Source organism: Vibrio toranzoniae (genome assembly GCF_024347655.1).
GTDB lineage: Bacteria > Pseudomonadota > Gammaproteobacteria > Enterobacterales > Vibrionaceae > Vibrio > Vibrio toranzoniae.
Genome location: NZ_AP025514.1, coordinates 1,724,350 through 1,742,815, shown reverse-complemented (window position 1 = coordinate 1,742,815; position 18,466 = coordinate 1,724,350). Strand labels below are relative to the sequence as shown.

Below are 18,466 nucleotides of genomic sequence, written 5' to 3'. Positions count from 1 at the left end.
GATTTTAACTCGTGATTGTTCAGAATTGAATAGCGGGTTAATAAATCACTTTTACTTTAGCAGCGCTTTTAATGGCATCTTCGATTGCTGCTTCTGTGCTGTTACGACGAGTTAACGCCACACCAAGACGACGACGACCATCAATGTCAGGTTTACCAAACAGACGAACTTGCGTTTGTGGTGTGTCTAGTGCTTCTGCAAGGCCTTCAAAGCGGATATTCGTTGAGGTGCCTTGGCCAAGGATTACCGCAGAGGCACAAGGACCATACTGAGTAATTGATTTGATCGGCATACCAGTAAAGGCACGAACGTGCAATGCAAACTCTGATGAGTCTTGAGACATCAAAGTCACCAAGCCAGTATCGTGTGGGCGAGGGGAGACTTCATTGAAGATCACATGATCGCCTTTAACGAACAGTTCAACACCAAATATACCGTGACCACCTAGTGCGTTAACCACTTGTTCTGCCGTGTATTGCGCCGCTTTCAAGGCATTGTCTGACATCACTTGTGGTTGCCATGATTCACGGTAATCACCGTCTTCTTGGCGGTGACCGATAGGCGCACAGAAGTGAACACCATCAACAGCGCGAACGGTTAACAGAGTGATCTCATAATCAAAGTCGATGAAGCCTTCAACAATCACACGACCTGCGCCAGTACGACCACCTTCTTGTGCGTAGTCCCAAGATTTCTGGATGTCTTCTTCAGTTCTGATAATGCTTTGGCCTTTGCCTGAAGAACTCATTACAGGCTTAACAACGCAAGGCATACCCACGAATTCAACAGCAGCGGCGAAGTCTTCGAAGGTGTCTGCAAAGCGGTAAGGTGAAGTGCTCAGTTTTAGCTCTTCAGCTGCAAGACGACGGATACCTTCTCGGTTCATTGTCAGTTTCGTCGCATTAGCCGTTGGAACAACATTCAAGCCTTGTGCTTCTAGCTCTACCAATTTGCTGGTGGCAATAGCTTCTATTTCTGGAACCACATAATCTGGTTTTTCGAGTTCAATGACTGCTTGCAGTGCATCGCCATCTAACATGTCTAATACATGGCTACGATGTGCAATTTGCATTGCGGGTGCATCAGCGTAACGGTCACATGCAATAACTTCCAAACCTAAACGTTGGCACTCGATAGCAACTTCTTTGCCGAGTTCACCTGAACCTAATAGAAGTACACGAGTAGCATTTTCACGAGTAGCAGTACCAAACATAGAAATTCCTTCCGACCTTATGAACGATTGATTGAAAACGGGGTGATCATACTGATTTGCATGACAAAAGCAAACGTTTGCTTTGGTTGTTCCGTTCATTACAGGCATAAAAAAAGCAGCTCCGAAAAGTAGGGCTGCTTATTTAAAATAATGTTAACCAGATGTACTTAGATTGCTAAGTAAGTCACTGGAATATCGGGGTTAATTGCTTCTAACGTAGACTGAGTATCGGCTAGGTGACTGATGCTACCATCAGCAATCTCAACTAAGGCAGCGTTTTCAATTTGTTCGAAATCGAAGCCAGCCATCTTAAGTTGAACCAAGGCTACTTGTAGCGGCGGTAGACTTGGGTTGAATGCCGCGTTTTCTGCGTAAGCACCGGTGAACATCTCACCCGTTGTCAGTTGTAGTGAAACACCACTTAGGTTCTTCGTGTAAGGTGCGTGGCTGCGGTTTAACGCTTCTAAGGCACGGACGACAAGCGGGGTCGTTTCATCTGACTGATATTCATGATTCAGTTTAGCCATTAATCCCGTTGTGATGCCTAGATCTGCTGGACCGAATGAATCTGGCAGGTATTCTTGCAGTGACATTTCATCACGTTGTGGAAGCTGAACTTTGAGCTCTTTTGCTGTCGTCAGTTCGTTCATGAATTGTCGGCAGTGTCCACAAGGGCTGAAGTTGATTGTGATATCCGAGATACCTTCTTCACCTTTCATCCAAGCATGGCTGATCGCAGATTGCTCAGCGTGTACGGTTTGGCCAAGTTGAGCTCCGGCGATTTCAAGGTTTGCACCAAAATACAAAGTACCAGACAAACCACGCACGATTGCACCAACATAGAAGTTTGAGAGCGGTACGTAAGCATAGGCTGCAGCAAAAGGAAGCAACGCAATACGCAGTTCGTCATCCGCTAATCCACTTGCTTGTAGTAGGCTGGCAAATTGTTCTGGAGAGAATGTTGCGTCAAAGTTGTCTGCTAATACGATGTCGCTTAAAAGTACTTTAATTGAAGAGGGAGCACTTTCCAGCGCCAGGGTAATACGACTGTTCATGTTGAATCCTTAATTGACCTTAGACTTTAATTTTATGCAATGTTCAGGATATTTCTGTGATTATTGTCACCATTTAAATTCCATTGTTACATTGCCTTGCATAATTAGAGTGAGGTCACAAATGAAATCGATTGCAAGATTGAAAACAACACGTGATATCGCATTTATTGTCAAAAATAAGAAGCCCAAACAGACTCTGAAATAAACAGAGTCCTGCTTGGGCTGATTTGGTTTTGAAAACACTTGTAAGCGATTAAAAGAGCTTGCAAGTGTTGTTTGGTGGAGGCTTATTGCTCGTATCTTGTCATCTGGCTAGTTAAGAATAGAGCCAAACCACGACGGAAAACACGCTAGGGGCAATGATTGAAGTGATAACCCCGCAAAGTACTAATGCCAATGAACTGAATGCGGCATCTTCTTGGTTCTTTTCTGCACAAGTCGCGGTGCCCAACGCGTGAGAAACCGTACCCATGGTTAAACCTCTGGCAACTGGGCTCTTAATGCCAATCAGGTTGTAAATAGGGTAAGCAAAAATCGCCCCGAATAGGCCGACAATCAATACCAAAATTGCCGCAATGGCTGCTTCACCACCTAAATGGCTCGATACTTCCATCGCGATAGGTGTGGTGACTGATTTACCCAATAAACTCGCAATCAAGCTTAAATCCGCTTTGAAAGCCACAGCAATTAATGCGGTTGTAGTCATCGACATCACACTGCCCAATGTGCAGGCAAAGGTAATAATACGCCAGTTAGCTCTGATTTGAGGTAACTGTTCATACAAAGGGTAAGCAAGTGCAACAACCGCAGGTTGAAGCATGTAAGTAATCCAAGTGTTGTCTGCGTAATAGGCTTCAAAGGGGACTTTGAAGAACATTAGAACTGGGATAATGATGCCAATGCTGATTAACAAAGGATTACACAGCGGAGAGTTCACTTTTTGGCTTACCCAACGAGCAAACAGAAATACCACAATAGTCAGTAGAATCCACATGACTATTTACCTCTCGAAAGTAAGCGGTCTAAGAACCAAGATAACGAAACCAAGACTATGAGCGTTCCACCAACGGCACTGGCCATGATTGGCAGTGCATTGGCGATAAGCAATTCGAAGTGATCCATTAACCCAACACTGATTGGAACGAACAACAAGATCATCAAACGAATAATCAAGCTGGCACCGGGCTGTACCCAGTGTGGAGGGACAATACCAATCACCATAGCGGAAAACAGAATCAACATGCCAAAAATACTACCGGGAATTGAGGTTTCCAAAAATTGCTGTAATGCATTTCCTGCTGTGAGAGCACCTATGATTAAGGTGAAGGAGATTAAGCAGTAAACCAGTTGGATCAATCTTTCTTTCAAAGTGTCATGTCTCTTGATAATGGAATTAGCTAGCTAACTTTTCAACGTACTGATAAACCGCCTTTAAGATCGCCATTTTCTTCTCGTCACTTTCATGCTTGTGCGCGAGATTTTCTAGATTCAGCATGTACTCTTCTAAGTGGCTCTCATAGAACTCACGACAATGGTTCGCCCATTTCAATTGTTCAGATTCGTCGAGCGTCCATGGAAAGTGGCGAGCGCGATAACGGAACAACAAAGGCTTAATTCGTTCGTCACTAAAAGTAATATCTAAAGCCGCCAAGTTGTTTGGGTCTGTTTCACGAATGATGTTCATCGCTGTTTTATCGGCTGGTGAGAAGAAACCATCGTAAAGGTGAGTGTCGACATCGTCACTCTTCTTGTACTCTCTTTCGTGTGAGTACAAACCAATCAATTTTTCACGGATTTCTGGATGTTCGCGTAACAGTGCCAAGTTTTTCAAACATTGCTGACGGTCGATACCAATAGTTTCCGCGTTTTCTGCGGTCAGCGTTTTTGCTGGCGCAAGAATAGGGCACTTGTTTAAATGAACCAATTTGATTGGTACTGGTAACTCGTCTTCAGCAAGTTCAGTGCGCTTAGTATAGAGCCTGTCACGTAAAGCTTCTGAATCTAGGTCAAGTAAAGGTGTTGGATCTTTTGCTAAATCCACCACTATAACGGCATTTTGGTTGGTTGGGTGCCAAGCCATAGGCACAATCCAGCTGGTGTAATTACAATCACGGCCGAACATACCTGATACGTGCATTAGAGGTGTCATGTTTACGATGTCGACTAACTCGTTCAATTTACGTTTGTGGCGCATGTTGTAGAGGTAATCAAACATCTTAGGTTGTGCGGCTTTCAGCTTTTTCGCTAATTCGATAGTCGCGATAACATCGGCCATCGCATCGTGCGCGTTTTCGTGTTCAATGCCATTTGCCACAGAGAGGTGTTCCAGTTTGAAACTTGGGAAGCCTTCGTCATTCTCTGGCCAAACAATACCTTCAGGGCGAAGTGCATGTACGGCGCGCATTACGTCGAGTAGATCCCAGCGTGAGTTACCGTTTTGCCAACTCCATGCATACGGATCAATGAAGTTACGGTAACAGGTGTATCTCGTTACTTCGTCATCGAATCGGATGCTGTTGTAGCCAAGGCTTGTGGTGTTTGGCTTAGCAAGTTCGGCATGAATCTTAGCGATAAACTCAGGTTCAGGTAGGCCTTGAGTCATTGCTTTTTGTGGCGTGATACCAGTGATCAATGCGGCCTCAGGTGCAGGCAAATAATCAGCAGGAGGCTGGCAATAGATAACCAAAGGCTCTCCGATAACATTGAAATCTTGGTCGGTACGAACACCCGCAAACTGACTTGGACGGTCTTTTGCCGGGCTCACGCCCCATGTTTCGTAATCGAAAAAGAAGTAGGTTGGCTGATTATCTGAACTCATTGAATTTCCTGAACAGCAAGCGGGGGCCGTTTACTGTGGCTAAAGGTTAGTTTTGCTCAGTATCTGACAGGATGTGGTACGCGTGCAACCCAGATCACAAATAAATTGCCGGAAAACGGTGCTTTACTCTTCAATCGAGTCGCGTGGGTATGCTTTTGAGTTCCGTTGAGACCGTTTCTTAGTCAACACAATCTGTCTATTGTTCGTTTAATCCGACGGAGGGGAGAGTATCAATTTGACTTTCTGTTTCATGGTTAACTCTCGGTTCCTCAAATCTTTGAATATGGCTTTCCATTCTTGAAAGGTCACCGTTATGGGGTTGAAACTCTCTATCGGTTTGGTGACGCCGTAACGAACCGTTTCAACTTCCGGCTCAAACGTACCAAATAATTTGTCCCAGATAATAAGCACGCCAGCATAGTTCTTATCGATGTATTGCGGGTTTCTGCCGTGATGAACCCGGTGATGTGATGGCGTGTTGAAGAGATGTTCCATCGGGCCTAAGCTTCGTATCCACTGGGTATGCACAAAGAACTGCAGTCCAAGGTTAAGCAGCACCACAAACACCACCCATTTAGGATCAAAACCTATGATGACTAGTGGCACCCAAAATAACCACATTCCCGCGATTGGGTACATTAAACTCTGACGAAATGCGGTACTGAAATTCATGCGTTCTGAACTGTGGTGCGCTACGTGTGCAGCCCACATCCAGCGAACTCGATGGCTTGCTCTGTGAAACCAGTAGTAAAAAAAGTCTTGTAGAACCATCAATACAACGAAACTCAACACTCCCATTTCAATATCCATTAAGCGCCAACCAAATAGCCAAAGATAGAGCTGAACGATCAGCAACCCGGTTAACAAATCGGATAGCTGATGCATGCCTGCTAACGTGAAGTTACACATGACTTCCGATAGCTTGTAACTCGAATTGTCTGGTAATTGACCTTGCTTCTGACCAATAAAATACTCGGCCAGCATACAGATTCCGAATAGAGGGGCTAATACTAGCAGTAGCCATTCCGGGTGATTGTTCAATGCGTCGAAATTCATTTCTGGGTCCTATTCGTATACTCGTGTTTGAGAATCAGAGCTGGAGTGTTGCTTCTACCAGCGAGCAAAATGATCTTCCGTTAGGCCGATTACACTGTCGATCTCATGGGTTATACCGTCGCTGTCTTTAATTGAGCCAGAAAAGTGACCGATAAACTGGCGGAAGTTACTTTTGAGCAGCCATAAGTTGAGCTTTTCGCTGCGGTTATTAAGGGGCGTAAAGGTCAGGTTAATGCGTCCATCTTGTGATGTTATCTGCCAAGGTAAATCCGCATATTGGCGATTGAACGTAAACTGTACTGAGTTAAGCAGATGTCTGGTTCCATTCACCCACAATACGTTTTCGCATCCTCCAGTTTCATTGACACCTGCTGCGAGGTTGAGGCCAATGTCGGTATTATTGGATTGTGTGTTGATGCTCGCCCACCGCCAACTGGTTTCGCGCCTCATGTATCCCGCAGAGAAATCATAGCCAGCACGAGCTTGCTCTAGGGAAATAGGTTGTTGGTTAATCTCAAGGCTGCCCGTTACTTTTAACGCGTTATGCTTTTGGGTGTAGGTCCAACCCGAGTAACCCGTTGGGCTACACATCGCTATGGGTAAGCTATTCGTCTCAGGTTCTAAAGTGATATCGGCCTTGATGTGCTTGGTACTCAAGCGAACTTTCCATTGTCCTCCTGCAATATCAAAGGTGATGCGTTGGTTTGCAATGGACGTTGTACCGTCAAATGGCGAAGTAGCCACCTGTTTATCAAACCCTAACGGCCTTAACCAAGAGCACTCTTCTAGGTGGTTATTTTCGATATCGTACAGATAACAAAATGCTGAGCCCAAGTAGCGAATATCTGCAATAGCAACACCGATGATGTGTGTCTCGGTAACAATGCTTACAAATTGAAATTGCTTGTAATGGAAGTGCTTCTGCCAAGGGGTTGCTTTTGCATCCATTGTATTTCGGTAGTCAAAGTTATCGATATTCAGTTGTTTAGGGATACCATCAAAATGTCCAATTGTCGGCTGACCATTAAAATCAATCAAACTGTGTGGGGCTGGATTCGTTTTTATCATTGCGATGGTTCACATAAATTTAACAATTAACAGCATTGTGCGACGAGTAACGTAAAATTTGGAGGTCATATTCGGACAAAAATTGCGGTGAATCACGACTTTGCCACGGCACATTAGTGATGCGCACGTTCTGATAAGGAGGGACAATTGGAAATTATCGCTGAATACATGCCAACGGAGCATCGCCACCAATTAGGCACATTGGATGTTGCGTTGTTGCTGAATACACTAGCGCAAAGAGGTGCCGACATTGACACGCTGCTTGCTAGTGCTGGGTTAGAAAGCCTAGATTGGCAAAACCCAAATGGGAAGCTGACTTACGCGGATAAACTGTCTATCTTCAGTGTGGCTAGCCAAAGCTTTCCACATGATGGTTTGGGTTTATGGTTGGGAGAACATGCCAGCTTGAGCCATTTTGGTGTGTTGGGTTATGCATTGTCGACCAGTCACAACGTAGGCGAAGCTATTAAGTCTGGCTTTAAATACCTGCGATTAAATGGGCCTATATTCTCGGTTAAGCTGATTGTTGATACTGAACACGCGGTAATTCAAATTGAAAACACCTTGGAGGTAGGAGAGCTACTTCCATTCTGTAACGAGTATTTCCTTAGTTCGATTGTTTCATTGTTCAAGGAGTTAACGGGAGACCAATTAGCCATTCAAACACTCTCTTTCCCTTATGAACAGCCAAGTTACGCCAAGCTTTATGAAGAGCGTTTTCAATGTCCGGTGGTTTTTGGAGACAATTTTTGCGAACTGCGCTTCGGCGCTTCGGTTCTATCAAAAACATTAGCCACGCGTGATACCACAACGCTCAAACGCTATCTCGCTTCTTGTCAGTCGATAGTAGAAACTCTCGATTCAAAGCACCTGCTGACGAGTCAGATCAAAACGATCTTCTATCAAACCGCAGGCAACTTCCCAAATATTGAACAACTCGCGGATGAGTTTGGCTGTAGTTCCCGCACTTTAAGGCGAGAGTTGACAAATCATGGTTCGAGCTATCAAGGCTTACTTACCGAAGTTCGAGTTGAGTTAGCCAAAGAACTACTGCTCGGTACAACCATGAGCATCGACGATATCGGTGAAAGGCTCGGTTATAGTGATCCTGCAAACTTCAGAAGGGCGTTTAAAGGCTGGCTGCACAAAACGCCCACGCAGTTTCGTGACGGTTTAAGTTAAAGCGTTACTTACTAAAAAACTGCTCCCGGAAATTGGTGACTTGCTGTTGATAGTAACTGTCCCATTCTTGTTGAGTCCAAGTTGCATAATTTGATGAGCGTTGAGAGTCTAAGGTCGCTTTGAGCTGATCAAGCTGCTCGTGATAAGCCCTCACAGCCTGGTGTTGTTGCGCCATTTGCTGTTCGCGCACGGCAATATTATCGGCTTGTGCCTCATCTAAATATGTCTCTTGAAGTTTTGACTTGATAGTCGCTAACTCGCTAGAGCTGTAGCTGTTTGGTAGCAAGGAGACAGCAAGTTCGTATTTTTGAGACGGAGTCTCTACGTTTAATGTTTCTGTTTCATTCTCCCATTCAGCGATCAGCTTTTGGTAGTGCAACATAAAATCAGTCGCTTCAACTTCCTTAAGTGTGCTTGCACTGAGCGTAAAGTCCAAATGCGTAAATTGATCAGCAAATATCTGGTGGGCTAGCTCTCCCCAAACCTGTTCTGCAGACTGCTTAAACAGATCAACACGCTCTTCCAGAGAGTCGATGGATTCGAGTTGAATCGCGCTTTCTGCTACTTGCCAGTCGGCAGAAAGTTGCGGGTAGTCACTCAATAACTTCAGCCATTTTTCTGGTAAGTCAGATTTCAACTGGGCGAGTTGTTCAGTGCAGTTATCAGCTTGTTGGCAAAGTTTCCAAAATTCATCGAGTTGATTCACCAGCGCCTTACCTTTAAGTTCAGTTAAGTTCTCTGCATACGCTTTTTCGTGTGATTTTTTCGCTTGGATTTGTTTACCTCGCGAGACCGAATTGTTTGAATGGCCTGTTGTATTGGATATGGGACGATTGTCATCAGTCGCTTTAGAAACGTACTGTTTTGCTTCTGTGTGTTGGACAGAAGGTTGCGGTGTTTCAATCGATTTTGATGACCATGAATAGCCAACAATGCTCGTCACAACGACGAGCATTAGGATTAATATAACTCGATGCATTATTTGTTCACCGCGTTACTTGATGACAGCACTAACAGGGAAGTGATCTGAAAGGTTGTAGTGCTTCCATAATTCACTGCTGGTCGAGCGAGGAATATCAACGCGGTTATTGTTGTGAGCTTTTTGTCCGTACTCTGAACTCACCACCACGTAATCCAAGTATTCAACATTCTCCCCGCCAGACATTGGCTCGCCAGCAAAGTTATTAATGCGAGGATCAAAGGTTGAAGCGGTATAACCTGAATATTCTGGCTCAACGGCTTGCAGGTTAGCGAACATCTGTTGGTAGTCGCTAGGGAACTTAAGCTTGTTCACGTTGAAATCACCGCTGTAAATCACCGTTTCTGATGTTGGTATCTCCAGTGATTGTGCAAGCTCTCGCATCTGTCTAAACTGGCGCTGTCGGTAATCACGAGCTGTGTCCGTATCGAACGAAGCAGTATGAGTGCCAAACACATGGTAGGCCTGACCGTTCTTAATGACCTCAGCGTAATTTACGCCTTTATCCGCGAAACAATCCGTTCCCGTGCAATCCGGGAAAACGTATTGTGCTTCATTAACAATTGGATAGCGGCTAACGATAATCACGCCACCGTCATAGATGTTGATACCATCTTTGTCGAGCATTTTGGTTTGATAAGGATACTCTTTCGCGAGTTCACGCAAAAACTCGCCTCGTCCGTTGGCAAAGACTTCTTGAAGCGCCAACACGTCATAGCCTTTAACGTATTGGGGGATGAGATCGTAACGGTCCCCAATATGGGAAGCGATAGCGGGCAGGGCCCAAATATTGTAGGTCATGACTTTCAGCGTGTTGGCGTCTGGCTCTGGCTGTTCGTCCACTTTCTGTGGGGTGATGGTGTAGTAAATATCATCGTAGCGGGCGGTTGAGTCAGCTTTGAGCGCCAGTTCTGTGTTTTCGTAAAAAGCATCGGTCGAACGACGGTGAATGTCGCGGTCATCGTGCAGTGCTAAACCAATGTCGGCCGCACTCAAACCATGTTGTAATGATGAGTTATACCAATGCCCCTCCATGGTTTGATTCAGTGTGACTGTTTCCCCAATGGAATTTGAAACCACAGTGTCAAACTCATACGTTTCCCCAGATTTTACGCCAGTCCAACGATTGAAACTGATCAATTTTTTGGTCTCCCAAGGCCCTATTTGTTCGACATGCTGCTGCCACTCGTTACCGAGCTCAAGTAAGTCTGTACCACTGTGACGAGCTTGAATGGTCATGATTTGATTGGTGTTGTTGGTGAGGTATACGTCTGTATCTGCCATCGCGGACGTCGAGGCGATTGATGTTGATGCCATTAGTGCAGCTAACCAAGTCCATTGAGTTTTCATGTGTTACGTTATCCTTACTGATTGATGTTTAGAATAACGTAGTCAAAACTTATGACATTGGAGTGATAACTCTAGGTGTTTGTTCAAATATGAGAGATATGCCAAACTTCTGTTTGTTAAGTTTATTGGTTGAAACTGAGTATGGTAATCAGATGTAGATATGTGTCTATGGTTCGTTGTTTACCATGTGCTATTCGTATGATCAATGAGCGGCGGTCTTGAGCTAGACGGTGTATGTATGATGAGGTTTGGACTGCGATATAGAAGTGTGTGAGTGATAGGCGTATATTTTGCGATTGTTCAGTAAACAGAAACCATAAAAACAGGTATGATAGTGCCGTTTTTAATCCTTAACTGGGAAAGTCATGGCAAAGTTAACACTCCAAGAACAGATGCTTAAAGCTGGCTTGGTAAATGAGAAAAAATTAAAGAAGGCGAAGAAAGGCTCTAAAAAATCTCGCGTTCAAGCTCGTGAAGCAAAAGCGGCAGCAGAAGAAACGAAACTGGCGCAGCAAACGAAAGACAAAGAGTTAAACCAACAGTTGAAAGAACAGCAACTGAGCAAAGAGATTAAAGCTCAGGTAAAGCAACTGATTGAGATGAACAAGATCGAACAAAAAGATGGTGATATCAAATACAACTTCACTGACGGTACTTTGGTCAAATACTTATACGTAGAAGAGCTGACTCAAAAGCAACTAAGTAAAGGTATCCTGAGTATTGCTCGTCAAGGCGAAAGTTATGTTGTGATTCCCACATCGGTAGCGAACAAGATTGCGATGCGTGATGAAGAATCTATTGTTGATACTCAAGCAGCAAGCTCTGATGAAGTGGACGAAGATGACCCGTATAAAGACTTCGTTATCCCTGATGATCTAATGTGGTAGTTCTTTTACATAGCTTTCGTCAAGAGCCGCTATAGTAAAGAAGAAAGTACAGTAAAATGCAGCGAACAACCTTAGGTTGTCGCTGCATTTTTTGTTGGTATTAATCAACCAGAAGAAACCTTTGTTGTTCGTAACCATTTGAGCACTGTTCGCAAATTTGTTTCAAGGGTAAGTCTAATATTGTCGTTGATGAGCCGTTTAGTGAACTAGGTAGGAAATTATGCTTACTAAGCAGTAGGGGGAAATAAAAAACCGATGTACGAACATCGGTCTTTTTATTTATTCTGTTTCAGAGTGGAGAGTCAGACAGTCATTTATTAAGCGCTCGCTTGTTCTAAATCCTGTTTTTTGTCTTTCTTACCCAATAGACGACTTGTAATGGTACCTGCCGTCATCGCACCTGAAACGTTAAGTGCCGTACGTGCCATATCGATAAGTGGTTCGATAGAGATAAGCAATGCTGCGATAGTTACCGGAAGGCCCATCGCTGGCAGTACGATAAGTGCCGCGAAAGTAGCACCGCCGCCCACACCGGCAATACCGAATGAGCTTACTGTGATAATCGCAACCAGAGACAGAATGAAGTTGATATCCATTGGGTTGATGCCGACTGTTGGCGCAACCATGACTGCTAGCATTGCAGGGTAGATGCCTGCACAGCCATTCTGACCAATCGTTGCACCAAAAGACGCAGATAGGTTTGCAATCGCTGGTGGTACGTTTAGCTTAGTAATTTGAGCTTCTACGTTCAGTGGGATCGATGCAGCAGAGCTACGCGATGTGAAAGCAAAAGTCAGTACAGGCCAAATTTTTTGGAAGTACTCTTTCGGGTTGACACCAACAAAAGAAACTAACACGCCGTGAACCACGAACATCAATAGGATCGCTACGTAAGACGCTACGATGAAACCTAGTAGGCTTAGAATGTCAGACGCGCTAGACGTTGCAACAACCTTCGCCATTAACGCTGCGATGCCGTAAGGCGTTAGCGCCATGATCATCTTAACTAAACGCATAACGATAGACTGAGCCGCTTCAACAAATGTACGGATTGGTGATTCTAGCTCTTCTTTCTCTGCCATCACTTTACGTGCTGCAATACCGGTTAGCACACCAAAGATAACTACCGCGATAATAGAAGTAGATCGAGCGCCCGTTAAGTCTGCAAATGGATTTGTTGGAATGAAACTAACCAGCATTTGTGGAATCGTCAGATCAGCTACACTGCCAATGCGACTTTCTAATGTTGCAATACGTGCAGTTTCACGAGCACCTTCAGTCAAGCCTTCCGCTGAAAGCCCAAATGCTTGAGTCACTGCGATACCAACGATTGCAGAAATCGCAGTTGTTGCTAACAATACTGAAATTGTGATGCTAGAAATTTTACCGAGTGAACCGCCTTTTTCAAGCTTCACAACAGCGGCAATCATTGATACCAATACTAACGGCATGATCACCATTTTTAGTAGGCCAACGTAGCCACGACCAACAATATTTACCCAGTCTAACGTCTCTTTGATGATAGGGTTACCTTCACCAAATAACAGCTGTAGGCCTAAGCCGAATACACTACCAAAAACTAAGCCGAGTAAAACAAGTCGAGAAAGAGTGTTTTCTTTTTTCTGCTGTCCATATAGAAAGAAGAGAATACCAATGAATATCGCTAGGGCAGCGATAGCTGGGAATGACATTTAATTTCCTTATGAATAACTTCAAATTAATAGAGCGCTAAGGTATTAGCGCGAATACTGCAGGGTAAGATAACGTTCTGTAACAAAACGTAAAATAAGGAAAAGTAATTTATTAGAACGATAAGTAATATCCACACATTAGGGAGCATGGATATCCAACATTGTGATTAATAGATGAGCTTTTTAGCGATATTTTGCTAATAAATTGAGCATGTCACTTGAAGAATAAATTTCGACATTTTGGAAGTTATTATCGAATAATCGGAACAACATGGTTTGTGCCACATCTTTTGATTGAATCGGGCGAAGGTTTTTGAATTTGCCAAACATCAATGGCAACAGCAGAGGAAAGACACTGTGTAGGAGTTTTTCATCGGCCCTTGGTTCATCTCTATCACCAATCAGTGGCCCCGGGCGCGCTATAAAAAGTTGTTTGAAACCGATACGTTTTAGGTTTTGCTCCATTTGCCCTTTGCAGCGAAGGTAATGTGAATAAGAATCTGGCGACGCGCCGTAACTTGACACCACTGCAACTCGTTGGACGCCGAGAAACTTCATGGATTGGGCTACTTGGCTGACAAGTTCAACATCGACTTTGCGTAGTGCTTCTTTTGAACCTGCCTTTTTCTTGGTTGTACCTAAGCAGATAACCCCGAGATTAGGCGTTGCTTTGGTATCGTCCCAACTCGTGACTTGCAGATCACTGTGAATGAGTGTGTGAAGTTTGTCGGAGTTATACTGTGAATCTAATGCTCTTCGGGATAAGGCATAGATATGGTCAACCGCGGGTTCATCGATGAGCAAGCTCATTACATGACGGCCGATTAGCCCTGTAGCGCCAGCTACAACGACCGATGTTTTGTCTCCAGAAATGCTCATAGCTATCCTTAACCTGCTTGCAAGTGCTTGTTTAATATAAACAGTGTTTTAATTTTAAGCGAATAAAATTTAAAGATAGTTTTTGAAGGTTGCTTAATAAGTAAACCAGATTTTAAAAAATGTGGTGAGATAGAAAGCCAAAAGACTGCCGGGAGTTAAGGTGTGAGCTTTTATTAATCTCGAGTTTATTTATAGAGTGCTTATTAATAGAGATATTATGATTCATGCGAGCTGTTTGTATCAGAGATAAAAGTGACAAAGGTAAGTGATTGAGATTTGCGGTTAGTTGGTATGAATTTTATGTTTTATGATTGTTTTGTTCAGAAAAGAAGCTGAACTGTTTAAATTAAGAACACTCTCTGCGTTTCTGTTACATAACCATAGATACCGGGTTGCTTAACACGTAAACTGACTCATATTCCACATAGACCAAGGATGAGCTATGAACCTAAAACTTGATACTCTTGCTCCTACTCAGATCTACCATCTAATGACACAGACTGTTGTGCCTAGGCCTATTGCATGGGCATTGACGGAATCTTCTGATCAAGCGTTCAACTTAGCGCCTTTCTCTTATTTCACGCCTGTTTCAAGTAACCCGCCATTACTTATGTTGTCGGTTGGTAAAAAGCCGTCGGGAGAAATCAAAGACACCACTCGAAATGCCCTTGAAACGGGCAAGTTGGTCATACATATCGCTTCATCAAGTTCTGCCGAAGTAATGACGGCCACGGCAGCCACGCTCGATCATGGTGAGTCTGAAGTAACCGCGAATAATATCGAGTTGGTTGAGTTTGAAGGCTTTTCTTTACCTAGATTGAAGCAGTGCGCTGTGGCTTTTGGTTGCACATTGTATGAAGTTAAAGAAGTCGGTGAAGTACCGCAAAGCCTTATCTTTGCTCAGGTTGAACTGGTGTATATCTCTGAAGGTGTGATCGATAAAGAGAGCGATCGCTTGAAGATTGATGCACTAGCATTGGATCCTTTATCTCGATTGGGTGGGGGTGAATACGCCACGCTATCCAATGTGTTCTCTGTCGCTCGTCCTAAGTAAGCGTTATCTATTTTAGCTTCAGCCGAATAAGAGCGCTAAACCTCATACCTTAACCTAAGTGCCACTAATTTTATGCTAGATACAAAATACTCACAGCACATCCAACATCGCATTGACCAAAAAACTAAGCCGATAGGCGCTCTTGGTTTACTGGAAAAGGTCGCTCATCAACTGGCTCTAATTCAAAGTCAGGGTCAAGAGTCTGCGGTTGAACACATCGAATTGAATAAGCCGAGCATCATCATTTTTGCAGGCGATCATGGTATTGCTGATGAAGGCGTGAGTATTGCTCCAAGTGCAGTTACACAGCAGATGGTGTTGAATTTCTTAAACGGCGGCGCGGCGATTAACTGTTTTTGTGCAGTGAATGATATCGATATTAAGGTGGTCGACACAGGAATTTTGTTACCAGTCGAATCTGAGAGCCCGATGCTGATATCCCAGCGTTTGGGTACTCGAACCAATAACTTTGCTAATGAAGCGGCGATGAGCTTAGAAGCGGTGGAACGAGGCATAGAACTCGGCGCTCAGCTTGTTTCCAAAACTATTTCGAACGGTTCGAATGTCATCATGTTTGGTGAAATGGGTATCGGCAACACAAGCAGCGCTTCAGCGATTTTAAGTGCGCTAACAAACCGGACTGCGGTTGAATGTGTTGGATTAGGTACCGGTATCAACAACCAACAGCTTACCCGCAAAGTGGCCGTGGTTGAGCAAGGTGTTGCTCGCTGCAAAGGACTCGATCCTAAATCGATTTTAGCTCAAGTCGGTGGTTACGAAATAGTGCAAATGGTCGGTGCTTTCCTTGGCGCTTATCAAAACAGAATTCCAGTATTGGTCGATGGTTTTATTGTGTCAGTCGCTGCGTATGTCGCGACCTTAATTGAACCGAATTGCCGTGACTACATGATCTTTGCACATCGCTCTGAAGAGTCCGGGCACAAAATCTTATTAGAGCTGCTAGACGCTGAACCGCTGCTCGATCTTGGATTGAGATTGGGCGAGGGCACGGGTGCAGCTCTAGCTATGCCAATTATTCGTGCGGCAGCCGAGTTCTATAACAACATGGCGAGCTTCGAAAGTGCAGGAGTCACTGTTTAATGAGTGATGCACCAGAAAGATCATTGAAAGATCGCGCTGTTTATCAATGGCAACTGTTTTCATTGGCAATGGGCTTCTTTTCTCGTTTGCCAATGCCGAAGAATACACCCTATTCATCGGAGCGAATGAACCGTTCTGGGCGTTACTTTTCAACGGTTGGTTTGTTACTCGGTGTTCTGTGTGGCGGTGTGTTTTTGCTACTCGATGCCATACTGCCGAGTGCAGTGGCCATCTTCTTGATGATGAGTTTTAGCTTGATGCTTACCGGTGCGTTCCATGAAGATGGTTTAACCGATATGGCGGATGGCATTGGTGGCGGCATGACGTTGGAACGCCGATTGACCATTATGAAAGACAGTCGCATTGGTACATACGGCGCATCTGCTCTCGTCATGGCTCTGTTTGGAAAATGGGTGCTATTGAATGAGCTTGTCAGCATGACCGGGCTGTTTATGGTGATCGTCACGAGCTACACCTTTAGCCGCGCGATTGCCGCATCACTGATTTATGACATGCCTTATGTGAGCGATCTAGATACCAGTAAAAGTAAGCCACTGGCCAACAAACAAACCAAGGGCGAACTTGTTTTCCTTATTTTGGTTGGTCTGTTGCCAAGCTTGTGGTTTGGGTTGGCGTTTACGTTTGTTTTAGCTGTGATTGCTTGTTTGTTTAGAGTGAGCTTCAAAAAGTGGCTAATGGCACGAATTGGCGGCTTTACTGGTGACTGTTTGGGTGCGGCTCAACAATTGATGGAGTTGATGATTTACGTTGTATTTACCGCTGCTTTTTATAACGGATTCCTATGCTGACTCGAAGCTTTAAGGGCGAACTATGACAACGAATAATCAAGATCATCAGCTTAATCACCATCTTGTTTTAGGTGGCGCTCGTTCTGGTAAATCGAGTTATGCAGAGCAACAAGCGTTAAGTGCCCTGACTGGATGTTCAAATGGGCGTTTGCATTACATAGCGACTGCCACCTATCTAGACGATGAAATGCGAGAACGCATCGCTCATCATAAAGATCGCCGTAGTGAACAGTGGACTGAGCATGAAGTGCCTGTCGAATTAGCCACGAAACTGCTGTCATTTAATCAAGGTGATGTGGTGCTGATTGATTGCTTAACACTATGGCTTAACAACATCATCTTTGAATTGGGCGATGACGCAACCAATCAACAGGTTGAAGTAATGGTCGAAGACTTGGTGCAAGTCGTAGGGCAAAGTCCGGCGCAAATTATCATCGTGTCTAACGAAGTTGGGCTTGGTGTGGTTCCGCTAGGAAAAGTATCGCGCTTGTTTGTTGATAATGCGGGGCGCATGAACCAAGCATTAGCTCGCGTGGTTGAACGAGTCACATTGGTCGCCGCAGGGTTGCCATTGATCTTGAAATCGTCGAATTGTTAGACTCATTCCTAAGTTTAGGTACACACATGGAAAATGGAACAACCAAAAATATCTACTTGCTGAGGCATGGAAAAGTAGAAGGTAAAACGGCTCTGAACGGTGTATCTGACGTATTGGTTAACCCAAACCTTCAACAGCAGATTTGTGAAGCCTTGGTGCAACACGATGTCTCTTTTGATGGTGTGGTTACCTCGCCATTAAGACGATGCAGTGATCTAGCAAACCTGTATGCACAGCGCATGTCTGTACCTCTGTCGACGGCATCAGGCTTTCAAGAAATGAATTTCGGGGAGGTTGATGGTGTCGCATTTGATGAGATTAAAGATAAATGGTTGATGCTAGAAACGTTTTGGCAAGACCCTGCAAACCATCAACTGACTGGTGCCGAAAGTTTACAGAGCTTCCACGACAGAGTAACTCAAGCTTGGGCGCAACTTTTTAGCGATCCAAGTGATAATTTATTGTTGATTACTCATGGTGGTGTGATTCGAGTTCTGCTAGCGCACTGCCTTGATATTGATTGGAAAAATCCAAGTTTGTACTCGAAATTATCGATTGAGAATGCCTCAATTACCCATATTCAAGTCACTCAGTTTGCACAAAGCTTTATCAGCGTTAAAGCGATAGGGCTGCCTGTTCTGTAAGCAATCAAAAATACACAGTGATATCAATTTTTTAATATATTAAAAGTGTAAGACGGTGGTTTTAGCCGTTACCCACGTGAAA

Annotated in this window: 18 protein-coding genes; 7 read left to right on the top strand and 11 right to left on the bottom strand. The window is 44.2% G+C overall.

Annotation, left to right across the window (positions count from 1 at the left end; all coding sequences use genetic code 11):
* Positions 1-37: 37 nt before the first annotated feature.
* The 7 genes from purT to OCU50_RS07630 form a co-directional block, all read right to left on the bottom strand.
* The gene (gene purT / locus OCU50_RS07660) at positions 38-1,213 is read right to left on the bottom strand and encodes a formate-dependent phosphoribosylglycinamide formyltransferase (protein WP_060467834.1); all 1,176 of its coding nucleotides are present in this window, start codon (positions 1,211-1,213) and stop codon (positions 38-40) included.
* Between the two features lie 167 nt (positions 1,214-1,380).
* Positions 1,381-2,268 carry a cytidine deaminase gene (cdd, locus tag OCU50_RS07655; protein WP_060467833.1) on the bottom strand — a complete coding sequence of 296 codons (888 nt, stop codon included), beginning with the start codon at positions 2,266-2,268 and terminating at the stop codon, positions 1,381-1,383.
* 316 nt (positions 2,269-2,584) lie between these two features.
* On the bottom strand, positions 2,585-3,262 hold the full coding sequence (locus OCU50_RS07650; RefSeq protein WP_046224077.1) for an LrgB family protein: 678 nt from the start codon (positions 3,260-3,262) through the stop codon (positions 2,585-2,587).
* A 2-nt stretch (positions 3,263-3,264) separates the two neighbouring features.
* The gene (locus OCU50_RS07645) at positions 3,265-3,636 is read right to left on the bottom strand and encodes a CidA/LrgA family protein (protein ID WP_017057447.1); all 372 of its coding nucleotides are present in this window, start codon (positions 3,634-3,636) and stop codon (positions 3,265-3,267) included.
* Positions 3,637-3,661: 25 nt separating this feature from the next.
* Positions 3,662-5,086, bottom strand: a complete 1,425-nt coding sequence (gene sbcB / locus OCU50_RS07640; protein WP_060467832.1) for an exodeoxyribonuclease I — start codon at positions 5,084-5,086, stop codon at positions 3,662-3,664.
* A gap of 207 nt (positions 5,087-5,293) precedes the next feature.
* Positions 5,294-6,142 (bottom strand): sterol desaturase family protein, encoded by an 849-nt coding sequence (locus OCU50_RS07635; protein ID WP_060467831.1) that lies wholly within the window; start codon positions 6,140-6,142, stop codon positions 5,294-5,296.
* Between the two features lie 54 nt (positions 6,143-6,196).
* Positions 6,197-7,210, bottom strand: a complete 1,014-nt coding sequence (locus OCU50_RS07630; RefSeq protein WP_060467830.1) for a DUF2804 domain-containing protein — start codon at positions 7,208-7,210, stop codon at positions 6,197-6,199.
* A 147-nt stretch (positions 7,211-7,357) separates the two neighbouring features.
* Here OCU50_RS07630 and OCU50_RS07625 point away from each other — a divergent pair, with 147 nt between their 5' ends.
* Complete coding sequence (locus OCU50_RS07625) at positions 7,358-8,392, top strand: AraC family transcriptional regulator (RefSeq protein ID WP_060467829.1); 1,035 nt, start codon at positions 7,358-7,360, stop codon at positions 8,390-8,392.
* Between the two features lie 4 nt (positions 8,393-8,396).
* Here the strand turns inward: OCU50_RS07625 and OCU50_RS07620 are convergent, their stop codons facing one another.
* Entirely contained in the window at positions 8,397-9,347 is a 951-nt protein-coding gene (locus tag OCU50_RS07620) for a hypothetical protein (RefSeq protein ID WP_060467828.1), read from the bottom strand.
* A gap of 39 nt (positions 9,348-9,386) precedes the next feature.
* The gene (locus tag OCU50_RS07615; RefSeq protein WP_060467827.1) at positions 9,387-10,721 is read right to left on the bottom strand and encodes a sphingomyelin phosphodiesterase; all 1,335 of its coding nucleotides are present in this window, start codon (positions 10,719-10,721) and stop codon (positions 9,387-9,389) included.
* 365 nt (positions 10,722-11,086) lie between these two features.
* On the opposite strand from OCU50_RS07615, the gene OCU50_RS07610 reads away from it, so the two are divergent.
* Positions 11,087-11,608, top strand: coding sequence for a DUF2058 domain-containing protein (locus OCU50_RS07610; RefSeq protein WP_060467826.1), 522 nt, complete (start codon positions 11,087-11,089; stop codon positions 11,606-11,608).
* 317 nt (positions 11,609-11,925) lie between these two features.
* On the opposite strand, the gene OCU50_RS07605 is transcribed toward OCU50_RS07610, so the two are convergent.
* Together OCU50_RS07605 and OCU50_RS07600 are read right to left on the bottom strand one after the other, a co-directional pair.
* The gene (locus OCU50_RS07605) at positions 11,926-13,299 is read right to left on the bottom strand and encodes an L-cystine transporter (RefSeq protein WP_060467825.1); all 1,374 of its coding nucleotides are present in this window, start codon (positions 13,297-13,299) and stop codon (positions 11,926-11,928) included.
* 183 nt (positions 13,300-13,482) lie between these two features.
* Positions 13,483-14,178 (bottom strand): NAD(P)H-binding protein, encoded by a 696-nt coding sequence (locus tag OCU50_RS07600; RefSeq protein WP_060467824.1) that lies wholly within the window; start codon positions 14,176-14,178, stop codon positions 13,483-13,485.
* Between the two features lie 442 nt (positions 14,179-14,620).
* On the opposite strand from OCU50_RS07600, the gene OCU50_RS07595 reads away from it, so the two are divergent.
* The 5 genes from OCU50_RS07595 (at position 14,621) to OCU50_RS07575 (ending at position 18,384) form a co-directional block, all read left to right on the top strand.
* On the top strand, positions 14,621-15,232 hold the full coding sequence (locus OCU50_RS07595; RefSeq protein ID WP_060467823.1) for a flavin reductase family protein: 612 nt from the start codon (positions 14,621-14,623) through the stop codon (positions 15,230-15,232).
* A 72-nt stretch (positions 15,233-15,304) separates the two neighbouring features.
* Positions 15,305-16,333: a nicotinate-nucleotide--dimethylbenzimidazole phosphoribosyltransferase gene (gene cobT, locus OCU50_RS07590; protein WP_060467822.1), complete on the top strand. Its 1,029-nt coding sequence runs from the start codon at positions 15,305-15,307 to the stop codon at positions 16,331-16,333.
* Positions 16,333-17,142, top strand: coding sequence for an adenosylcobinamide-GDP ribazoletransferase (locus tag OCU50_RS07585; protein WP_060467821.1), 810 nt, complete (start codon positions 16,333-16,335; stop codon positions 17,140-17,142). Before cobT ends, OCU50_RS07585 begins: the two co-directional genes overlap by 1 nt.
* A 22-nt stretch (positions 17,143-17,164) precedes the next feature.
* Entirely contained in the window at positions 17,165-17,740 is a 576-nt protein-coding gene (gene cobU / locus OCU50_RS07580; RefSeq protein WP_060467820.1) for a bifunctional adenosylcobinamide kinase/adenosylcobinamide-phosphate guanylyltransferase, read from the top strand.
* A 26-nt stretch (positions 17,741-17,766) separates the two neighbouring features.
* Positions 17,767-18,384 carry a histidine phosphatase family protein gene (locus tag OCU50_RS07575; RefSeq protein WP_060467819.1) on the top strand — a complete coding sequence of 206 codons (618 nt, stop codon included), beginning with the start codon at positions 17,767-17,769 and terminating at the stop codon, positions 18,382-18,384.
* Positions 18,385-18,466 lie beyond the last annotated feature (82 nt).